Here is an 18,511-nt window from a genome sequence, read left to right as displayed (position 1 = left end):
TGCCCACAGAATTGGCGCCAGGCATAGATCCCTGTGGGAGCGGGCTTGCCCGCGATGGCGACCTGTCAGTCAATGATTCTTCAACTGACCACCGCTTTCGCAGGCAAGCCAACTCCCACAGAGAGAACGATCTCAAAACACCGACCACCCAATCCGCTCACTCAACAATTCCAACGCCTTCATCCCCGCCAGCGAGTTGCCCGCTGCGTTCAACTCCGGCGACCATACGCACACCGTAAACTGCCCCGGCACCACCGCGACAATTCCGCCGCCGACCCCGCTCTTGCCCGGCAGGCCCACGCGGTAGGCAAAGTTGCCCGCCTCGTCGTACAAGCCGCTGGTGGCCATGATCGAGTTTACCTGCTTGGTCTGGCGCGCCGTCAGCACCTGCTCGCCACTGTGGGCACTCACGCCTTCATTGGCCAGAAAGCTGAATGCTCGGGCCAGGTCCAGGCAGCTCATCTGCAACGCGCAATAGTTGAAGTAGCTGTGCAGCACCGCGTCCACATCATTGTGGAAGTTGCCAAAAGACTTCATCAGGTAGGCCATGGCCGCATTGCGCGCACCGTGCTGGGCTTCCGACTCGGCCACAACGCTATTGACCAGGATCTGCGGGTTGCCCGACAGGCGCCGTACAAAGTCGCGCATCGACAGAATCGGCACGGCGAAGCGTGACTGGTTGATGTCGCAGATCACCAGCGCGCCAGCGTTGATAAAAGGGTTGCGCGGGCGGCCACGTTCGAATTCCAGCTGCACCATGGAGTTGAACGGCTGCCCCGAGGGCTCGTGGCCCAGGCGTTCCCAGATGGATTCGCCGCCATGGTCGATGGCCTGCACCAGGCTGAAGACCTTGGAAATGCTCTGCACCGAAAACAGCGTGTCTGCATCTCCAGCGCAGTAGGCCGTGCCGTCGTTGCCGTATACCGCGATGCCGAGTTGGTTGGCGGGCACGTCGGCCAGCGCGGGAATGTAATCGGCGACTTTGCCGAGGCCGATCAAGGGGCGCACTTCGTCGAGGATCGACTCCAGCAGCGCCTGCATAGCTTGTCCTGTCATCTTTGTTCGAATCAGTGGTAAACGAGGCGCGGAGGATACGTCAATGGGCGCGCAACACCCACACAATCTCTACCACCCGCTCGGCAATCACCACGTAGATCAGGATCAACAACAGTTGCAACGCCAAGTGATAACGCAATTTGGCCAGGCGGCGAATGCCATCGCTGACGTTCAACAGCATCAGCACCGTCGACAGCACAATCAAGCCCCAGCCCGCGACGCTGGAGGCGAAGATACCGATCAGCAACTCGCGCGGTCCCACCAGCGCGTTGGTCCCCGCCGCAAACAACAATGCGCAGACCAACAGATTTTTAACATTGTCGAAAATCTGCGTGCTCAGGTCGTTTTCCAGCAACGCCAGGTACCGCGTCCATAAAGTGCGCATGCTTGAATACCGAGTGGGAAGGCTCGTCAATCAAGGTAGTTCAATTGTGGACGCTGTCGAGCTTTGGCCAGGCTCAGAAATGCGCCACATCCGACACTTCTGTATCCAGCACATCCTGGGCCAACGCCCAGGCGCGATCCTTGGACTCCACCACCAGCAGCGGGTAACCCCAGGCCTTGCCGAACGTCACGGCAAAGGGCTTGAGGGCCAGGCGCTTGGCAGCGCTGGGCTCCACTTGGATCATGCCTTTGACGTAGGCGCGCAAGGCAGCCTTGTTTTTCTTCATCCAGATAGAGGCGCGCTTGCGCTCTTCGTGGGCGTGTTCATGACTGTTCTCATCCACGGCTTTTTCGTGCAGCAGCAAGAAGGGCTGCTCACGGGCCAGCAGACGTTCGAAGGTCAGGAAGGCGTCTTCCGGCGCACCTTCGCTAGGCGCGTCGAAAAAGATTTTCACCACCGGGAAAGTTGAACTGTCGAGTCGCATGGCAAAGCTCCTTTGATGAGATTGGTTCTCATCATAGGGCGACTGGCGCTGGACAGCATTGCACAGAATAGCCAGAATATTTCGCAATCCAGCCAAGGCAGTTCTCACCATGGTTCATCACCGCCTCGACCAGTACGACCCCTGCCGGGTCCGCGACGCCGCCGCGATCCCTCGCTCGATTGTTGCAGTGGGCGCCTCGAGTACGTCCGAACGCTGGGAACATACCCCTCACCACCATCAACACGGGCAATTGATCTACACCTTGCGCGGCGTGGTGCATTGTGTGATCGAGGCGGGTATCTGGATCGTGCCGCCGCAATGCGCGTTGTGGATTCCCGGCGGAGTAACCCACGCGGCACGCGGTGCCGGCGAAGCGGATGTGTACTGCCTGTTGATCAACCCGAACGCCGCCAGCGCCCTGCCCCGGCAATGTTGCACGCTGTCGGTGTCGCCATTGCTGCACGAATTGATCGGCAAGGCGGTCAGCTTCCCGCAGCTCTACGACGAAGACGGCGCCCAGGGCCGCCTGGTGGCGACGTTACTCGACGAGCTGGCCCAGGCCCCCATCGAAGCCCTGCATTTGCCGATGCCCCAAGACCCCCGCTTGCATCGGCTGGCCAACAGCTTATTGGCCAACCCCGGCGATAAATCCACCCTGGGCGAATGGGCCGTGCGCATCGGCATGAGCGAACGCAGCATGACCCGCCTGTTGTTGGAAGAGATCGGCCTGAGCTTCGGTCGCTGGCGCCGGCAGTTGCATGTAATCCTTTCACTGCAGCGCCTGGCCAACGGCGAGAGTGTGCAGAGCGTGGCGCTGGACCTGGGTTATGAAAATGCCAGCGGGTTTATCACCATGTTCCGCAAGGCCATGGGCCAACCGCCGGCGCGTTACCTGGCGGACCGTGCCAGTACCGTCGGGCCGCACAGCAACGCGTCAACTATCGCCTTGACGTGAGGTTTTGATGATCGTTCCCACGCTCTGCGTGGGAATGCCTCGTGTGCCGCTCCGCGTCACGCTTAGGGACGCAGAGCGTCCTGGGCTGTGTTCCCACGCAGAGCGTGGGAACAATCCAATCCACATCCGACTCAGTTCTTGTAGTCGGTATCGGTACGCTCAAGCTGGCGCACCAGCGCATTCCAATGCCGCGCCACGCCCGGGCCTTCGCCATTGCTGAACACCTTGGCCTGCTGCTCGACTTTGGCCACCACCTCTGCGGGTGGGAAGATCAACTCGGCATTCCCCGCTGCCTGTGCCGCAATCTGGATGTTGCAGGCCCGCTCCAGGCTTTGTAGTTGCTGGAAGGCATGCTCGACGCTGACGCCACCCGTCAACAAGCCGTGGTTGCGCAGGATCATCACACTCTTGTCGCCCAAATCCGCCACCAGCCGTTCACGCTCGTCCAGGTCCAGCGCCACCCCTTCGTAACCGTGGTAAGCCACACGCCCCGAGAATGCGATAGCGTGCTGGGAGATCGGCAACAACCCCTGCTTCTGCGCCGACACCGCAATACCGTCGCGGGTGTGGGTGTGCAGCACCGCTTGCAAATCATGGCGTGCGCCGTGGATGGCGCTGTGGATCACATAGCCGGCGTAGTTGATCCCCAGGCCCGTTGGGTCATCGACGATGGTGCCGTCCAGATCGACCTTGACCAGGTTGGAGGCGCTGATTTCGTCGAACAACAGCCCGAAAGCATTGATCAGGAAATGCGCCTCGGGCCCTGGCACCCGCGCTGAGAAATGCGTGTAGATATGATCGGTCCACTTGTACAACGCCGCCAGTCGGTAGGCCGCGGCCAACTTGACCCGCACCTCCCACTCTTGCGGTGTTACCCGCTGGCGCACATTGCTCAAGACACTGGAAATCGGCGTGACGCTACTCATGGCAAATCTTCCTGGATGGCCTAAGGGGACTTCCAGGCAAGGCTAGGGGATGGTCATAAATAATAAAAAGCACATTTTAATCTAAGCTAATTATTATATTTATTTATAAAAAGCAGCAATGGCAGCGTTCAGGCCACCACGGGAGCAAGCTCCTTCGCCGCCAATCAACTCAGCAGGTTCAACGCCCGTTGTTGAGCTTTTCGTTGATTGCATCCGTTTGCCGTTCAATGTCCTTGATCGAGGTCGGCGTCACGACTTTGTCGATGGTGTCAGTCTTGGGGTTTGCAGGTTCAAGCGTCTGCCCTTTGGTGGCCTGGGCATTACCTTTTTGCGCGTCTTCAGAGCTGACGGGGTCGGGGGTTTTATCGGCGGTTTTATGATCAGTCACAGTGCAATCCTCCTGGCAGTGGCAGGCCCCTGAGATGGCGGCCCTATGCAGCAGAACCCTGGGAATCCGAATTGGTTCAAGTCAATTGCCGCGCCTCACCGCTGGGCAAAAAAGCGCAAAAAATTTTAAACCTTTTACCCGCCTCTCGATTCAACAGTCAGGTAACGGCATCCCGCCATTTCCAAGGAGAGACACCATGAAAACTCGACTGATGAAACCGATGGGCCTTACCTTCATGCTGATTGCAGGCTCGATTTCCACCGCGATGGCGGCGACCTCCAACGACTTTGTCGACAACGCCGCCGAGGGCGGTATCACCGAGGTGGAAGCGGGCAAGCTGGCCCTGGAAAAAAGCAGCTCGGCGGACGTAAAGACCTTCGCCCAGCATATGGTCACAGACCACACCAAGGCCAATCAGGAACTGATGGCCCTGGCGAAAAAACTCGATATCGAAGTACCCGATGACGCCGCGCTCACCGACCAGGCGAAGAAAGCCATCCTGGAAATGCGCGATGAATCCTTCGACAAGGCCTATGCCAACAACCAGGTAGCGGCCCATGAAAAAACCGTCGAACTGTTCAAGAAAGAAGCGGCCTCCTCGGACAATCCCGAGCTGAAAGCCTTCGCCACCAAGACCCTGCCCACCCTTGAAGCCCACCTGAAAATGGCCAAGGAACTGCAAACCAAATACGCCCATTAATCAACCCATGACCTAAGGAGACCCTCGACCATGAGCGCGCAACTCAACGGCAAGCACATCCTCGTCATCACCTCCAACACCGGCATCGAGCGCGACGAGTTGCTCAAGCCTCTGGAAACGCTGCGTGGCTACGGCGCGACCGTGACGCACGCCTCCAGCAAAGGCGGCACTACCCAGACATTTGTCGGCGACACGGAAAAGGACCAGACCGTGGAATCAGACGTGCAACTGTCGGATGTTGTCAGCGCCGACTTCGATGCGCTGGTCATCCCGGGCGGCACAGTGAATGCCGATACGCTGCGCCAGGATACTGCCGCACTGCGCCTGATCAATGAGTTCGTGCAGGCCGGCAAGACCATCGCGGCGATCTGTCACGGGCCATGGACCCTGATCGACGCTGGCGTGGTCAAGGGCAAAACCCTGACCGCCTATAAAAGCGTGCGCATCGACCTTGAAAACGCCGGCGCGGCCAGCGTAGTGGATGCCGAGGTTAAAGAGTGCCAGGCCAATGGCTGGACCTTGATCACCTCGCGCACGCCGGACGACCTATCGGCGTTCAATCAGGCGATTGCCAAGGCCATCGGCGGCTGATCGGCTTAGCGCAATGAAAACAGGCGCCCCATGGGCGCCTGTTTTTTATCACTCACCGCTTCAGCTTTTACGCTGCTGCGCCATTTCACGCTTGGGTCCGAACATTGCCCACGCAATCAACCCCAGCAGCGGCACGAACACCAGCACCACGACCCACAACCCCTTGGTCTCCCATCCGCCAGTGCTGCGCAAAACGATATTGATCGCCCAGAGTTCCAAGAGCAGCAGAACCACCGCCAATACGATCCAGATATATTCAATTTGCATGATTCACCTCCTGAAGTCTAAGCGTTAGGTCAAGCAGAAGCCCCAAGGGTTCCATTAGAATTTTCCTGGCCCCACTTTATGGCCCCCCGTTGCGCTGGAGTGTCAGCAACCGGCTGTGCGTTGTGCAACCTCAACGCGGCCCGACCATGCAAGCTGCACGACCGACAAGCGCACATGAAAATATAACCATCTGATTTTAAAGATGATTTATAACCATAAAAGTTGGTACGCCTGATGCAACCTTCCTCACCACGAGGCGTGCACTTCGACACGCCCGCACACCCCCGTGAGGTTACCTATGAATGCCATCGACCTGCTCAAAGCCGACCATGAACGCGTCAAGACCCTGCTGACCCAGTTGAGCGAATCCACTGAACGCGGGGTGAAAAAGCGCACCGAGTTGCTGGCCAAACTTGAAATGGAAGTCACCCTGCACACCCAACTTGAAGAAGAAATCCTCTACCCCGCGTTCAGGAAAGCGGGTGGCAAGGAACAGGACATCATGTACCACGAAGCCAAGGAAGAGCACCGTACCGTCGACTCGCTGGTCCTGCCGGACTTGAAAAAGACCGACCCATCTTCCACCGAGTTTTCCGGTCGCGTCAAAGTGGTCAAGGAGCTGCTTGAGCACCATATCGAAGAAGAAGAAACCGAGATGTTCCCCCAGGCCAAGAAACTGCTGGGTAAAGCGCTGCTCGAAGAGCTGGGGGCCGAGATGGAAGCGATGAAGGCTGCGCACAAAAAAGCCATGGCGAAAAAACCGCTGGCCGCGTAACGGCTGCCTCCTCGTAGCAATGTTCGCGCGACAGTGACCCACAGGCCCTGTCGCGCTATCGATTTGCACCGATGATTTCTCCTCGCTCACTCAGCGATCCCGCCGACCGAGCCAGCCTGGCGCCCCATGCTAGCGTGCCATTGCCCTTGGCAGTGGCCGGGGGCTTTCAGGAGATTCATCACAATGGACACGCACTCCCCCACCTATACCCACCTGTTCAAAGAGGACTGGCACCTGCTGTGTTCGGCCTCTTCCATGGCGGCAATCGACTCCCCGATCGCCTACCTGAAGGCGTTATACCTGTTTGCCCAAGCGCTGGAAAAAAGCGGTAAAGGCAAACAGCCCAAGGTCACCCTCGACCAGCGACGCCCCGAACTCAAGACGCTGCCCCTGGACGAACGCAGCCTCAGCGCTGTGATTCCTCAACTCTCGATGATCAACGAAACCCTGTCCCGCCAGATTGACGTTCACCTCAAACAAACCCGTCGTGAATACCGCGGTCGCTCACTTGATGAGGTGCTCGGCAAGCAACGTTTCCCCTTCGTGCTGCCGTTCGAACGTGCGCATCGCCAGTGCTGGCTCGGTTTGTCCGGCAACAAGCCACAATTGGGCGAACTCAGTTACCGCATCAGCCTCAAGCTGCCCACCAGCCAGCGCGCGCAAAACACTTACGGCGTGGTCAGGCACGAGGCCTATGAAGCGCAACTTTTGCTGTCCGGGCTGAGCCCTGCCCAGCAGGTGTTATTGACCGAGCCTTTTTTAAAAAGATCAGGAGACGTACAGGCAGAGGATTTTTTTACCCAGCACTATGGCACCCAGCAGCAGCCCCTTGAGGAGTTGCCCCACTGGTTGCAAAAAACCGGACTCACCGCCGATCAGACCGAAGCGCTACTGGCCTGCGGCAAGTATGTGCCGGTGCTGTCGAGCAATGTTCTGGCAAGCGCCCTGCCAACGCCGCCGGCCAAGCTGCGCCTGCACGACGGTGCTGCGTACGTGAACGGGCCGATCACCGAGGCTGGCGCGACCCAGTCGCCCCTGTCGATCACTACACAGGACAAGGGTGCTGCGCGCCTGCGCAATACCTCATGGGAACGTTACCAGCGCCTGCACCGAATGATCCGCCTGCAACGCTGGACGCAATTGCCCTTCGACGCACTCGACGCCCTGTCAACGAGCGTCGTGCGGCGTGAACACGAGGGCGACCCGGCGCGGCCCGCCAACGACAATACCCTGCGCGCACTGGGCGTCTATCGCTATCTGGAACGCCGCTACAGCCTGTCATTGCAAGCCTTTGCCGCCGTGCTGGATGAAATACCGGTGTGGGCACCCGGTACTCGCCTGTCGCTGTACGACCAGTTGTTCAACCCCGGCCCGTTGCCAGGCCAGGCATTGACGCTGGACAGGCCGACCCTGGCGTTGAGGGAGGAAATCCCGACAACCCTGCGCCACCAGCTCTGCACCGGCCTGCACCTGAGCGACACCCCGGCCTCGTTGCACTGGCTGATCAAGCAGGCCCGCCTGCATCTACCCGCTGCTTGCCCGACGCTGACGTTTTATAGCGCGCTGTATCGCCAAACCCGGATCGCGCGGATGTTCGGGCTGTCAGTGCTCGACAGCTACCATATGGCGGCGCTGCTGGGCGGTAAGGATTACACCACCCAACTGGTCAACCCGAGCCTGCGTCGCTCGGGCGTCAATGCCCCTGCCGACCTGCTCGATGTGCTGATGCAAATGGACTGGCTGGTCCGCTGGCTCAACGACACGGGTCAAACGGTTGATCAGCTTCGTCGTCAACTGCTATTGGATGCCCAATCCCCACCGCCCCACGTGCAGACGTACATCACCCAACTCGATGAGGTGGTCGAACTGACTCAGCATGGCCTGTTGGCGCAAGAAGACCTCGCTGACCTGTCATTGCCCCAGCCCGAGCCTGACACCAAAGCGGCGCCCATTGCCTGGCATGCCCTCATCGTACAAGGGCTGCTGCACAGCCAACCGCTGCTCAAGCCCGCGCCGCCCAAAGAATTGCCCAATGGGCTGGTGCAGCTTATCGAAGCCCAGACGCTGAGCCTCAACCCAGAACGCAACACGGCTCTGCACAGCGATGCCAAACAGGCAGTGACCAAGAAGCTCGGCGCGTTCTACCAACAAATGCAGCCGCTTAAAGCAAACATCGACACGCTGCTCAACGCCCCCTCACACCTTGCCGGTGACACCGCCGCGTACCTGCAATGGCGCAAACTCGTGGTTCGACAAATTGCCCGAACCGCCACTGCCGAATCCACCACGGAGCTGCACAAAAATGTACTGCTGAGCCTACCGGATGCCGAAGTGTCCTTGGGGCTGGCAGTGAGCCGTGAGGCCTTGCAGGCCTTTGTGCTCCATCCGCACTGGCTGAGCCCGGACCACACCGCGGCCTCGCTGCTCAAGCTGACGCTGAGCACGCTGTACCTGCTGCAACGCTTTGCCCATTGCCTCAGCACCTACGGACTGGCCCAGGACCGCGTGCTCGCTTATTTGCAGCGCGCCAATTCATCCTCCGTTGAAGGCTCCGCCGTATCTCACGATGGGGCTTGCACTTCGCAACTGGCCGCATTGCTCAAGTGGGATGTCGATGAAATCAACCTGCTCGTTGAATCCCTGCCTGCCAAACAGGTGAAGACCCTGGCCGACCTGGACTGGCTCCTGCGTTGCCATGAAGCCGTCAGGCTCACCGGCCTCTCCGCCAACGCCTTGCTCAAGGCTGCCGACCTGCATGCCACCTTGATGAATGAAGACTGGCAACACGTTGGCTCGGCATTGATCGCCACAGCCCCCTAACCCCGTTGTATTTCGCCTGGTTCAAGGAATGACCATGTCTGACACCCTCACCCACCACCTCAACGAACACCTGCGCGACGCGATGCTGGGGTTCTACCTCAACAGCGTGCTGCCTGAAGACACGGCAGTGGCCGATACCGTCAAGACCGTCGACGATGTCTATACCTATTGGCTGCTCGACCCCCAGGTCCGCCATACGGTGCCCACCACCCGTGTCGCCAGCGCCATTGCCAGCCTGCAGCAGTACATCACTGGCATTTACCTGGGCCTGGAGCCCGGCTACGACGAACAGGGCATGAGCGCTGTCGAGCAGATCGAGTGGCGAGACCAGTTGCTGTCCTATTCACTGTGGCGTGCCCACCAGCAACTTCAGCACTACCCGGCCACCTACCTGAGCCCTACATTGCGCCATGGCAAAAGCGACAACTTCAGGCAACTGGAGAACCAGCTCAACCAATTTCGTATCGAGCCTGCGCCGCTGCAGACAGCCGTCCACAGTTACCTCAGCCGCTTCGAAGCACTTGCCAACATCAAGACCCTCAATGGTTATATCGATGGTGATAAAGACAGCTTTGCCAGCAGCACTTATTACTTCACCGGCAAGTCCAGTCCGGAAAACACCTATTACTGGCGCACGCTGAAAATGGCCTCGGGCGACGCGACCACTCCGCCAGCCTGGTCCTCCTGGCAAAAGATCCCGCTGTCGATTGACGATAACGTCCCCGAACAGACGATTCGCCCGGTGGTGTTCAACGGGCGCCTCTTCGTGGTGTGGGCCCAATGCATCAACCCGACGTCGTCGTCGAGGGACATCACCCGGATCGGGCGCGGTGATGTTGAATCGGAGAAGGAATACCAGCAACGGCTGGAAACCCGGATAAAGACCACCTATCTACAGTTGCGCTTGTACTTTTCCTATAAAAAACTGGATGACAGTTGGAGCGTGCCGCAGGCCTGCATTCAGGAATACAGCCTGGCACAGGGCCTGGATGACTTGAGCTCGGAAGACCTGATGAGCGCCACTGCGTCCATCGCCGTACTCGATTCAAAAAGCCAACCGCCGTCACTGTTCCTGGGCCTGAGCGCACAGCCGAACCATCAAACGGCTTCCCCGCACAACGGCGTGCATCGGCATTTCTTTCAAGCCGTACGGCTGGATCAGCACTTCAACGTCCATTGGCTTGAAACCCAGGGCAGCACTCGGCGGATGTTCTACTGGCATAAAGAGGCTGAACTGGCCGGGCGCTACCTGGCCCTGTTCGGGCACCACAACAGGGCCAGATTTCAATTCAGGGCGCCCGACACGGTCCAGGTCAAAGTCCACTCCCTGACCAACGACGCGCCCCATGGCACCACCCATGGCTGGAACTACGAAGACAATCAACAGCATATCCGCAGTCTTTCGGCTGAGAGCGATATTCGGTTCAACCGAACAACGTCAGTACTGGAGGTCACCACCCGCCTGGCGAAACGCTTCGAACCGCACCGCACTGTCAGGTTCAGCAAGGCAGACGCACTGGTCAATTTGACCATCACCCTCAGCAGCAGCGGTCCTGCCCAGAACGAGACGCTGGCGTTAGGCCCCACCGCAGAAATTTTCCTGGAGGGCGCCAAGCTGGCAACCTTCTCCAACGTGCGCATCGACTTGACCCTCAAGTGCAATGAGACCGGCGTCAGCTATGCCCAACTTATAAAAAATGCTGCGAATCAGCCGACGACCTTTACCCTGCCGCAAATTGAAAAAGATGAAGAAAACCCGAAAAGCACGACATTCAATCTGCGCGACCAACGCATTAGCCAAGAAGCCTTCGACTATTTTTTCAATACGCCAGACGCCACCTATACCGTCACCCTGTCGTTCTACAACAATCAGGCGCAGACCAGCAGCCATGCCTACGACTTAGTACTGGACAAGGTCCAGGTCCAGCAGAAACAACGCCTGTACAAACCCGTGTTGATGTATCCCAAACAAGGACACAGCGCTTTACCGGAAAGCCCTCACCGCAATAACACGGTACTCGTCGGCCTGGCAGACGCTTCTCGGCGCACCCTGCGCGACACGTTCACTGAACTCTCCGAAACGCACACGCTTGAGGCGCAGATCGAACTCTCCCCCACGACCTTGCACCCCTACGACGAGGACTCCACTGACACGACGGCTTCCACATTGACGCTGATTCACGGCGTGTTGCTGCTGGAAAGCGATGTGCATTACCCCGACCCCATCATCCTGGGCTACGCGCTGAAAACCGCGACCTTCACCCTGCCGCCCGATAACAGCACCCCCATCATTCCACTGGCTCCGTTTATCCGGCGACTCGCAACCCCGCCCTATGGCGCGGCAGAATTCATTGACTTCGACGGGTCCACGATCGAGTCGATCGATAAGCCTGAAAACAAACGAGCGCCCATACGCACCAACACCTGCGTGGCCGGGCTGCTGGCAAAAACCGCGGGCGCAGGTTTGCATGAGCTGTTTGCCTTGGCCCCGGATGCCTGGCGCGAGCCGCCATTGCCAGGCGAGGAAAAGCCCAGTCCACTGGACTTCCACGGCCCCCATGGCACCTATTGCTGGGAGTTGTTTCTTTACCTACCCTGGCTGTTGGCACAACGCCTGAACCAGGAGCAGCAATACGCCGAGGCCGAAACGTGGATACGCTACGTGTTCGATCCCGTACACCCATCCGGGTTCTGGCGCCTGCCTGCGCTGCTTACCAGTGCACCACAGCGCCACAACGCCTCTTCCCTGCCCCACCCATTGGCGACAAGCAGCGCGGTACATTTTCGTCAGGCGCTGTACCTGTTGTACGTCGACATCCTGCTCAATCGCGGGGATGCAGCGTACCGGCAAATGACCCGTGACGGCCTGGCCGACGCCAAGTTGTGGTACATCCGCGCCAAGGGCTTGCTCGGGCCAAGACCGCCGCTCAACCCGGTCGATCCCTGGGCAGCCACGACCCTGGACAAACTGCAAAACCCTTCCACGCTCGACAGCACGACAGTACCTGCGGGCACCTCGCGGCTGTGTCGATCCCTGAGCCCTGATCTGCTGCTGCGCTGGGACAAAATCGAATCTCGCCTGCACAACCTGCGCCATCACCTGGACCTGACCGGCAAGCCCTTGAGCCTGCCGCTGTACGCCGCGACCCTGACGCCTCAAACGCTGCTTGCCGCGTACCAGCAAGGGGCGGTCGGCGCCAGCCTGCGCCCGTCGCTGCGCACCGCCCAGGCCGCGCACTATCGCTTCCAGGTATTGCTGGGACACGCCTTGCAAGCGGTCGACAACCTGATCCAGTTGGGGGCGACCTTACTGTCGTTGTTCGAACGCAAAGAGCAGGCCCAGTACCTGGAAACCCAGCAGCAGCAAGCCTGGGACTTGGCGAGGCTGGCCGTCGAGCAACAGGCCCAGGCCGTACAGTTCGATGCGAGGAACCAGCAAGCGCTGCTGGCAGGACGCCGCATGGTCGAAGCGCGGGTGACGTTCTTCGAACAGCAGCTCAAGCGAGGCATCAGCCCGGCCGAGGCCCAGGCCACCCAGGAGTACCAGGACAGTGCGCGCTGGGACACCGCCGCCGCCGTGGCACAAGCCGGCGCGGGGCTGGCGATGCTGATACCGAATATTTTTGGCACCTCCAACGGCGGCGTGCGCTACGAGGGCGCTTTTCACGCCCTGCACGCGACGGCCCAAGGCATTGCCAATGACAAGCGCGCCAACGCTGCCCACCTGGACCGCACCGACCTGTTTGCCCGACGCGCCGCCGAGTGGGCCCATTCGTTGGAACAGGCACGCCTTGAGCTGGCCCAGGTCGACGCCCAGTTGCAGGCTTACACCGAACAGCAAGCCCATACCCGCTTGCAACTGGGCCTGGCCCAGACCAGCCTGGCCCAAGCACGAAGCCTGTACGACCAGCTCGGCAAACGCTTTACCAACGCCCAACTGTATCAATGGCTCAATGGCCAACTTTCCACTTTCTACTACCAAGCCTATGACTCGAGCCTGTCGCTGTGCCTGGCGGCCGAGGCCTGTTGGCAGGAAGAACGGGCTCAGTGGGACAAGCACTTCATTCAAACCCAGCATTGGACCCATCAATATCGCGGCTTCAGCGCCGGCGAAGCGCTCAAGCAAAATCTACTGAGCATGAGTAACGCCTACGTCACCCACAACGAACGTTTGCTGGAGATCACTAAAACCGTGTCGCTGCGCCATCTGCACAGCCAAGACCCTGTGGCCACGCGTGACATGCCCTGGGCCGCGCTTAAAGCCGACCTGGTAAAAACCGGCGCCTTGACCTTTGAACTGACCCTCAAGCTGTTTGACGACGACTACCCAGGCCATTACTTGCGGCGTATCAAGCACGTCAGTGTGTCCCTGCCCGCCACGCTGGGGCCCTATGAAGACATCAAGGCCATCCTGACCCAAACCGCCAATACCACGCACCTCACCCCCGCGACCAGACACACCGAAGCCGCGGTAAAAAAAGACCTGCGCGCCAAACAGCAAATCGCCCTGTCCAGCGGGCTCAACGACAGCGGATTGTTCACCTTGAACTTCGACAGCGACGAGCGTTACCTGCCGTTCGAATACACAGGAGCGATCTCCACCTGGCAACTGACCTTTCCCAACCATGCCCGGCAAAACGCCCTGCTCGAATCCCTCACCGATATCATCGTGCACCTGCGCTACACCGCTAAAAACACCGGAGGTCAACGATGAGCGTGCGGCCGCCCGAACTCTTGGAACCGAAGATTCCTGCGCTGCCCAAGGGCGGTGGCGCCATCCAGGGCCCCGGCGCGCAATGGGGTGCCGTGGGCACACGGGGTGAGGCGTGCCTGGAGGTGCCCTTGCCCATTTCGCCGGGCCGTGGCTTCACGCCGGCCCTGAGCCTGGGTTATCGCAGCGCCCTAGGCAACGGGCCCTTCGGCCTCGGCTGGGCGATGTCGGCAGGCGCCATCAGCCGTGATACCCGCAAAGGCGTACCGGCCTACGGTGATGACGACCGTTTCATCAGCCCCCAAGGCATCGGCATGATCCCTGAGCGTGATGCCGACGGCGCAATTCAGGCCACCACCTGGGACCACTATAACGGCCTGGCCCTGGATGAACCCCACCGAGTGGTGCGCTATTTTCCGGTGATAGAAGCGCGCTTCGACCGTATCGAGCATTGGTCTTGTGACAGCGACAAGGCCGGGTTCTGGCTGGTTCAGGGGGCCGACGGCTGCGTGCACCTGTTCGGCAAGACTCTGATCGCGCGCTGTGCAGACCCAAACGACGGCCTACGTGTTGCCCAATGGCTGTTGCAGGAAAGCCTCAACCCTTTGGGTGAGCAGATCTATTACCACTACAAACCAGACGACCAGCCGCCAAGCGCCGCCAGGGACTATCGCGCCCAGCGTTATCTGGCGCGGGTGTGCTACGGCAACCTCAAGCCCCTTGAGCATCTGGCGCTGTGGCGTGCGGACGCCCTCGCTGACAAGCAATGGCACTTCGAACTGCTGCTGGATTATGGCGAACGCCACACCGGCCTGAGCCAAGTGCCGACCTATGCCGAACAACATGCCTGGCCGATCCGCAACGACCCGATCAGCAGCTATGCCTATGGCTTTGAGCTCGGCACCCTGCGGCGGTGTCAGCAAGTGCTGATGTTTCATTACTTCCCCGACGAGCCAAGCCTGGGCGTCGAGCCGGTGCTGACGCGGCGTCTGTTGCTGGAGTACACCCATCGCCACGCCATCGGCAGTTGCCTGAACGCTGTGCACAACCAGGCCTTTGACGCCCAAGGGGACGCCAGTGCCTGGCCGCCTCTGGAGCTGGCCTACAGCGCCTTCGTGCCGACGCTGGACGCCGCGCGCTACCAAGCGTTCGACGCCATGGCGGGCATCAACGACGGGCAGCATTATCAACTGGTCGACCTGTACCGCGACGGTTTGCCGGGCATCCTGCACCGCACCGATAAAAGCTGGTACTACCGCGAGCCGCTCAGGGCCCCCGGCCGGGCCAGCAGCAATGCGCTGATCTATGGTCCATGGCAGGCCCTGCCACGCATCCCCCTCGCCGATACCGCCCAAGCCACGCGCCAGGCACTGGCGGATCTTGACGGCGATGGGCATCTGGAATGGGTGGTGGCGCAACCAGGGCTGAGCGGTTTTTTCAGCCTCGACTCGCAGCGGCAATGGTCGGGTTTCGTGCCTTTTGCGGCGATGCCCCAGGAGTTTTTCCATCCCCACGGGCAACTGGCCGACCTGATGGGCAGCGGAAGGCTGGACCTGGTTCTGATCGGCAGCCGCAGCGTGCGCCTGTACGCTCAGCGCCAGGACGGCGGGTTTGATCCTGGCCAGCAGGTGCGCCATGCGCCCGACGATGAGGGACTGCCAACCCTCAGCCATTCGCCGGCCGAATTGATCGCCTTTTGCGACCCCCTGGGCAGCGGCCAACAACACCTGGTGCGCATCCGCCATAACGAAATCAAGTGCTGGCCCAACCTCGGCCGTGGACGCTTCGGCAAAGGGTTTGTCTTCGCCACGCTGGCGTTCGACCACGCCAGCTTCGATGCCGAGCATATTCGCCTCGCCGACCTGGACGGCTCAGGCGCGGTGGACCTGATTTACCTGGCGCCTGAACACATACAGATCTATATGAACCGCGCCGGCAGCGGGCTGGCATCGGAGCCACTGACACTGCGTTGGCCCGAGGGCGTGCGCCATGACGCGACATGCCAGGTCAGCTTTGCCGACCTTCAAGGCCTGGGCTGTTCCAGCCTGATCCTGAGCGTGCCGCACATGACACCCCAGCACTGGCGGTATGACTTCGTCAGTCTCAAACCGTATTTGTTAACCGCCACGCTCAACAACCGGGGGGCCTCCACCCAACTGAGCTACCGCAGCAGCGCCCAGGAATGGCTCGACGAAAAACAGCACGGGCAAACCCTGGGAGTGCCGCGAGGCAGTAGCCTTGCGTTCCCGGTACAGGTGGTCAAGCGGCAACAGCAAAAGGATCTGGTCAGCCGTAACCGCTCCACCCAGTATTTTCGTTACCGGCAAGCCTGCTACGACCGTGAGGAACGCCAGTTCATCGGCTTTGGCCTGGTGTTGCACACCGAACAACCTCCTACGGCCGATGCGCCGCCTGGGGTGTTGACCAAACGCTGGTTCCACACCTTTGAGCCCTCGCAGGAGGCTTTTTACCCGGGCGACCCGCAGGCGCCCGCGCTGGGGCCAACCCTGCTGGGCCAGTTGGAGGCCGGGCGCACAGGAGATACGCTGATCGCTACGCCCGGCGCAACCACCCGCCGCGCGATGCAGCGTGCATTGGCGGGTAGCCTGCTGCGTGAAGAGGTGTATGCCGCCGCCGATGCGCCACCACAGGCAGTGCCGTATTCGGTGCAGCAACAGCGCTATTTCATACGCCAATTAAGCCCGTCGGCCAAGGCCGGCGAGCCGGCGGTACTGCTGCCACTGTTGCTGGAGTCGCTGACCTGCCGCTACGAGCGCCAACCGGACGACCCATGCTGTCGGCATATCCTCAATCTGCGCTGGGACCGCTACGCCGGCAATCTGCACAGCGTGGTGGTCGACTATGCCCGTCGCAAGACGGTCAGCGACGCCCCACCGCCGGGGCCAGCCCACGAGCAGCAGTGGTGGCGTGACGCACACGATTCGGCGCAGCAGGCGTATTACCTCAACGAAACCCGCGCCCGCTTCATTCACCTTGACGCCGCGCAGCGCTGGCGCTTGCACTTGCCCTACCAGCAACGACGCAACGTGCTGGTCCTGAGCAAAGAGGCGTTAGCAATTGAAAAAATAAGCTATGAACACTTCATTGCGCAGGGCCCGTCCGCTCCACTGGGAACAGCGGCCGAACGCAAGCTGGGGGGGCTGTCGGTGCAGCATTACTGCGTGGCGGAGCACACCGCCCCCTTGCCGGCCGGCACCGCAAGTTTTCAGGCGCTGCCCGCCTATATCGAGACAGCCGAACTCGATCAGCAAGCGCTGGAGGTGTATGAGGGCCGCCCTGTCGCTGCCACGCTGAGTGCACAGCACTATCGGGCCATGGCCGCGTTCCTGTCACCGGCCCCCGGGCAGGACGAGGCTATCACCCTGTGGTCGCTCGGCCAGGGGTACACCCGTTACGGCCAGGCTGAAATGTTCTATCGGCCTCGTCGGCATCAGGCGAGCCTGAGCCATGGGTTCACGCAGTCCGAGTACGACCGCTATGGGCTGTACATCATCAAGGTGCAATTGGCGGACGGCTGCACGACCCAGGCGCAGTACGACTACCGTCTTGGCCTGCCGGTGACGGTGACTGACGCACAGCGTACGCAACGCTACGCGCACTACGACGCCCACGGGCAGCTGCTGGCGACCGGCCTCAAGGGAGAGGAGCAAGGAAAGCCCGTCGGCCATGACGCCCAAACGCCCTTCATCCGCACGCCCGATACGGGCCCGGCGCAGGCCCTGGCTGATCCGAAAGCGGCGTTGTTCAACGCTCAAAGCGCGTGTTTCTACGACGTGTTCAGTTGGATGGGGCACATTCCACCCGCCAGCATCCAGGCGCAATGGGTAAGCAACGGTTACCTGCTGCCCAGCGGGCACATTCGTGCCTCGGCGTTGGCACGCCTGAACAGCCTGAGCGCTGCGCGCCCCCATCATCAAACCCTCAAGCGCCTGATTCAGGCGGCCAGGCAAGTGCCGGTGCACGTCGTGGTACTGCACGCCGACCGTTGGCAAGGCACGTCGCCAACCCCGCAGATTCAGGTCGCTCTCGCCTTCAGCGACGGCTTTGGCCGCGTGCGGCAAACCCAGGAAAAGGCGCAACCAGGCCCGGCCTTTGCAGTCGATGACGCCGGTATGTTGAGCGCGGGTGCCGAGCCAATCGACGCCACTCGCCGTTGGCGGATCAGCGGCCGTGTGGAGTATGACAATCAAGGTTGCCTGGCGCGCACCTGGCGACCTTACTTTGCCGACCGTGCTGGCTATATCGACGATGCGGCCTTCAACACCTTGCGCCCCAGCGAGCAACATTTTCATGACGCGTTGGGACGGCCGGTGCGCGTGGTCAATGCCAACGGCGACACACGGCGCCAGACCTACTGCGCCTGGTACAGCATCGCTGAGGACGAAAACGACACGCACGCGCCGGACTGACAACAGAGCCGGGCCGTTACACG

At 60.5% G+C, this 18,511-nt stretch carries 13 protein-coding genes; 7 read left to right on the top strand and 6 right to left on the bottom strand.

The window, feature by feature from the left end:
• Nucleotides 1-132 precede the first annotated feature (132 nt).
• The 3 genes from glsB to BOP96_RS24415 form a co-directional block, all read right to left on the bottom strand.
• Nucleotides 133-1,041 carry a glutaminase B gene (gene glsB, locus BOP96_RS24425; protein ID WP_014718789.1) on the bottom strand — a complete coding sequence of 303 codons (909 nt, stop codon included), beginning with the start codon at nt 1,039-1,041 and terminating at the stop codon, nt 133-135.
• 55 nt (nt 1,042-1,096) lie between these two features.
• Nucleotides 1,097-1,441, bottom strand: a complete 345-nt coding sequence (locus BOP96_RS24420; protein ID WP_014718790.1) for a hypothetical protein — start codon at nt 1,439-1,441, stop codon at nt 1,097-1,099.
• Between the two features lie 73 nt (nt 1,442-1,514).
• The gene (locus BOP96_RS24415) at nt 1,515-1,925 is read right to left on the bottom strand and encodes a hypothetical protein (protein ID WP_014718791.1); all 411 of its coding nucleotides are present in this window, start codon (nt 1,923-1,925) and stop codon (nt 1,515-1,517) included.
• Nucleotides 1,926-2,034: 109 nt separating this feature from the next.
• Between BOP96_RS24415 and BOP96_RS24410 the strand changes: the two genes are divergently transcribed.
• Nucleotides 2,035-2,880: an AraC family transcriptional regulator gene (locus tag BOP96_RS24410; RefSeq protein WP_038452182.1), complete on the top strand. Its 846-nt coding sequence runs from the start codon at nt 2,035-2,037 to the stop codon at nt 2,878-2,880.
• Nucleotides 2,881-3,011: 131 nt separating this feature from the next.
• Here BOP96_RS24410 and BOP96_RS24405 read toward each other — a convergent pair whose 3' ends face one another.
• Together BOP96_RS24405 and BOP96_RS24400 are read right to left on the bottom strand one after the other, a co-directional pair.
• Nucleotides 3,012-3,806 (bottom strand): class II aldolase/adducin family protein, encoded by a 795-nt coding sequence (locus tag BOP96_RS24405; RefSeq protein WP_058410543.1) that lies wholly within the window; start codon nt 3,804-3,806, stop codon nt 3,012-3,014.
• A 178-nt stretch (nt 3,807-3,984) separates the two neighbouring features.
• On the bottom strand, nt 3,985-4,194 hold the full coding sequence (locus BOP96_RS24400; RefSeq protein WP_014718794.1) for a hypothetical protein: 210 nt from the start codon (nt 4,192-4,194) through the stop codon (nt 3,985-3,987).
• Nucleotides 4,195-4,390: 196 nt separating this feature from the next.
• On the opposite strand from BOP96_RS24400, the gene BOP96_RS24395 reads away from it, so the two are divergent.
• Entirely contained in the window at nt 4,391-4,894 is a 504-nt protein-coding gene (locus BOP96_RS24395; protein WP_020303039.1) for a DUF4142 domain-containing protein, read from the top strand.
• A gap of 30 nt (nt 4,895-4,924) precedes the next feature.
• The gene (locus BOP96_RS24390) at nt 4,925-5,485 is read left to right on the top strand and encodes a type 1 glutamine amidotransferase domain-containing protein (protein ID WP_073454246.1); all 561 of its coding nucleotides are present in this window, start codon (nt 4,925-4,927) and stop codon (nt 5,483-5,485) included.
• Nucleotides 5,486-5,545: 60 nt separating this feature from the next.
• On the opposite strand, the gene BOP96_RS24385 is transcribed toward BOP96_RS24390, so the two are convergent.
• Nucleotides 5,546-5,752 (bottom strand): hypothetical protein, encoded by a 207-nt coding sequence (locus BOP96_RS24385; RefSeq protein ID WP_003191730.1) that lies wholly within the window; start codon nt 5,750-5,752, stop codon nt 5,546-5,548.
• Nucleotides 5,753-6,050: 298 nt separating this feature from the next.
• On the opposite strand from BOP96_RS24385, the gene BOP96_RS24380 reads away from it, so the two are divergent.
• From BOP96_RS24380 to BOP96_RS24365, 4 genes are all read left to right on the top strand, one after another.
• On the top strand, nt 6,051-6,527 hold the full coding sequence (locus BOP96_RS24380; protein ID WP_020303041.1) for a hemerythrin domain-containing protein: 477 nt from the start codon (nt 6,051-6,053) through the stop codon (nt 6,525-6,527).
• A gap of 183 nt (nt 6,528-6,710) precedes the next feature.
• A complete protein-coding gene (locus BOP96_RS24375) occupies nt 6,711-9,347 on the top strand; it encodes a Tc toxin subunit A (RefSeq protein WP_014718798.1) in 2,637 nt (878 codons plus the stop codon).
• Between the two features lie 34 nt (nt 9,348-9,381).
• Nucleotides 9,382-14,061, top strand: a complete 4,680-nt coding sequence (locus BOP96_RS24370; RefSeq protein ID WP_073454244.1) for a neuraminidase-like domain-containing protein — start codon at nt 9,382-9,384, stop codon at nt 14,059-14,061.
• Nucleotides 14,058-18,488 carry a SpvB/TcaC N-terminal domain-containing protein gene (locus BOP96_RS24365; RefSeq protein WP_073454242.1) on the top strand — a complete coding sequence of 1,477 codons (4,431 nt, stop codon included), beginning with the start codon at nt 14,058-14,060 and terminating at the stop codon, nt 18,486-18,488. Before BOP96_RS24370 ends, BOP96_RS24365 begins: the two co-directional genes overlap by 4 nt.
• Nucleotides 18,489-18,511 lie beyond the last annotated feature (23 nt).

Origin of the sequence: Pseudomonas sp. FSL W5-0203, assembly GCF_001896155.1 — a bacterium.
Lineage (GTDB): Bacteria > Pseudomonadota > Gammaproteobacteria > Pseudomonadales > Pseudomonadaceae > Aquipseudomonas > Aquipseudomonas paracarnis.
The sequence above is the reverse complement of the archived record's forward strand: the minus strand, read 5'-3'. Positions and strand labels throughout refer to the sequence as shown.

What these genes read in the sequence shown, in the direction of transcription:
- BOP96_RS24420 (WP_014718790.1), bottom strand. Translation starts at nt 1,441, where the DNA reads ATGCGCACTTTATGGACGCGGTACCTGGCGTTGCTGGAAAACGACCTG.
- BOP96_RS24410 (WP_038452182.1), top strand. Translation starts at nt 2,035, where the DNA reads ATGGTTCATCACCGCCTCGACCAGTACGACCCCTGCCGGGTCCGCGAC.
- BOP96_RS24370 (WP_073454244.1), top strand. Translation starts at nt 9,382, where the DNA reads ATGTCTGACACCCTCACCCACCACCTCAACGAACACCTGCGCGACGCG.
- BOP96_RS24395 (WP_020303039.1), top strand. Translation starts at nt 4,391, where the DNA reads ATGAAAACTCGACTGATGAAACCGATGGGCCTTACCTTCATGCTGATT.
- BOP96_RS24365 (WP_073454242.1), top strand. Translation starts at nt 14,058, where the DNA reads ATGAGCGTGCGGCCGCCCGAACTCTTGGAACCGAAGATTCCTGCGCTG.
- BOP96_RS24415 (WP_014718791.1), bottom strand. Translation starts at nt 1,925, where the DNA reads ATGCGACTCGACAGTTCAACTTTCCCGGTGGTGAAAATCTTTTTCGAC.
- BOP96_RS24385 (WP_003191730.1), bottom strand. Translation starts at nt 5,752, where the DNA reads ATGCAAATTGAATATATCTGGATCGTATTGGCGGTGGTTCTGCTGCTC.
- BOP96_RS24380 (WP_020303041.1), top strand. Translation starts at nt 6,051, where the DNA reads ATGAATGCCATCGACCTGCTCAAAGCCGACCATGAACGCGTCAAGACC.
- glsB (WP_014718789.1), bottom strand. Translation starts at nt 1,041, where the DNA reads ATGCAGGCGCTGCTGGAGTCGATCCTCGACGAAGTGCGCCCCTTGATC.
- BOP96_RS24390 (WP_073454246.1), top strand. Translation starts at nt 4,925, where the DNA reads ATGAGCGCGCAACTCAACGGCAAGCACATCCTCGTCATCACCTCCAAC.
- BOP96_RS24405 (WP_058410543.1), bottom strand. Translation starts at nt 3,806, where the DNA reads ATGAGTAGCGTCACGCCGATTTCCAGTGTCTTGAGCAATGTGCGCCAG.
- BOP96_RS24375 (WP_014718798.1), top strand. Translation starts at nt 6,711, where the DNA reads ATGGACACGCACTCCCCCACCTATACCCACCTGTTCAAAGAGGACTGG.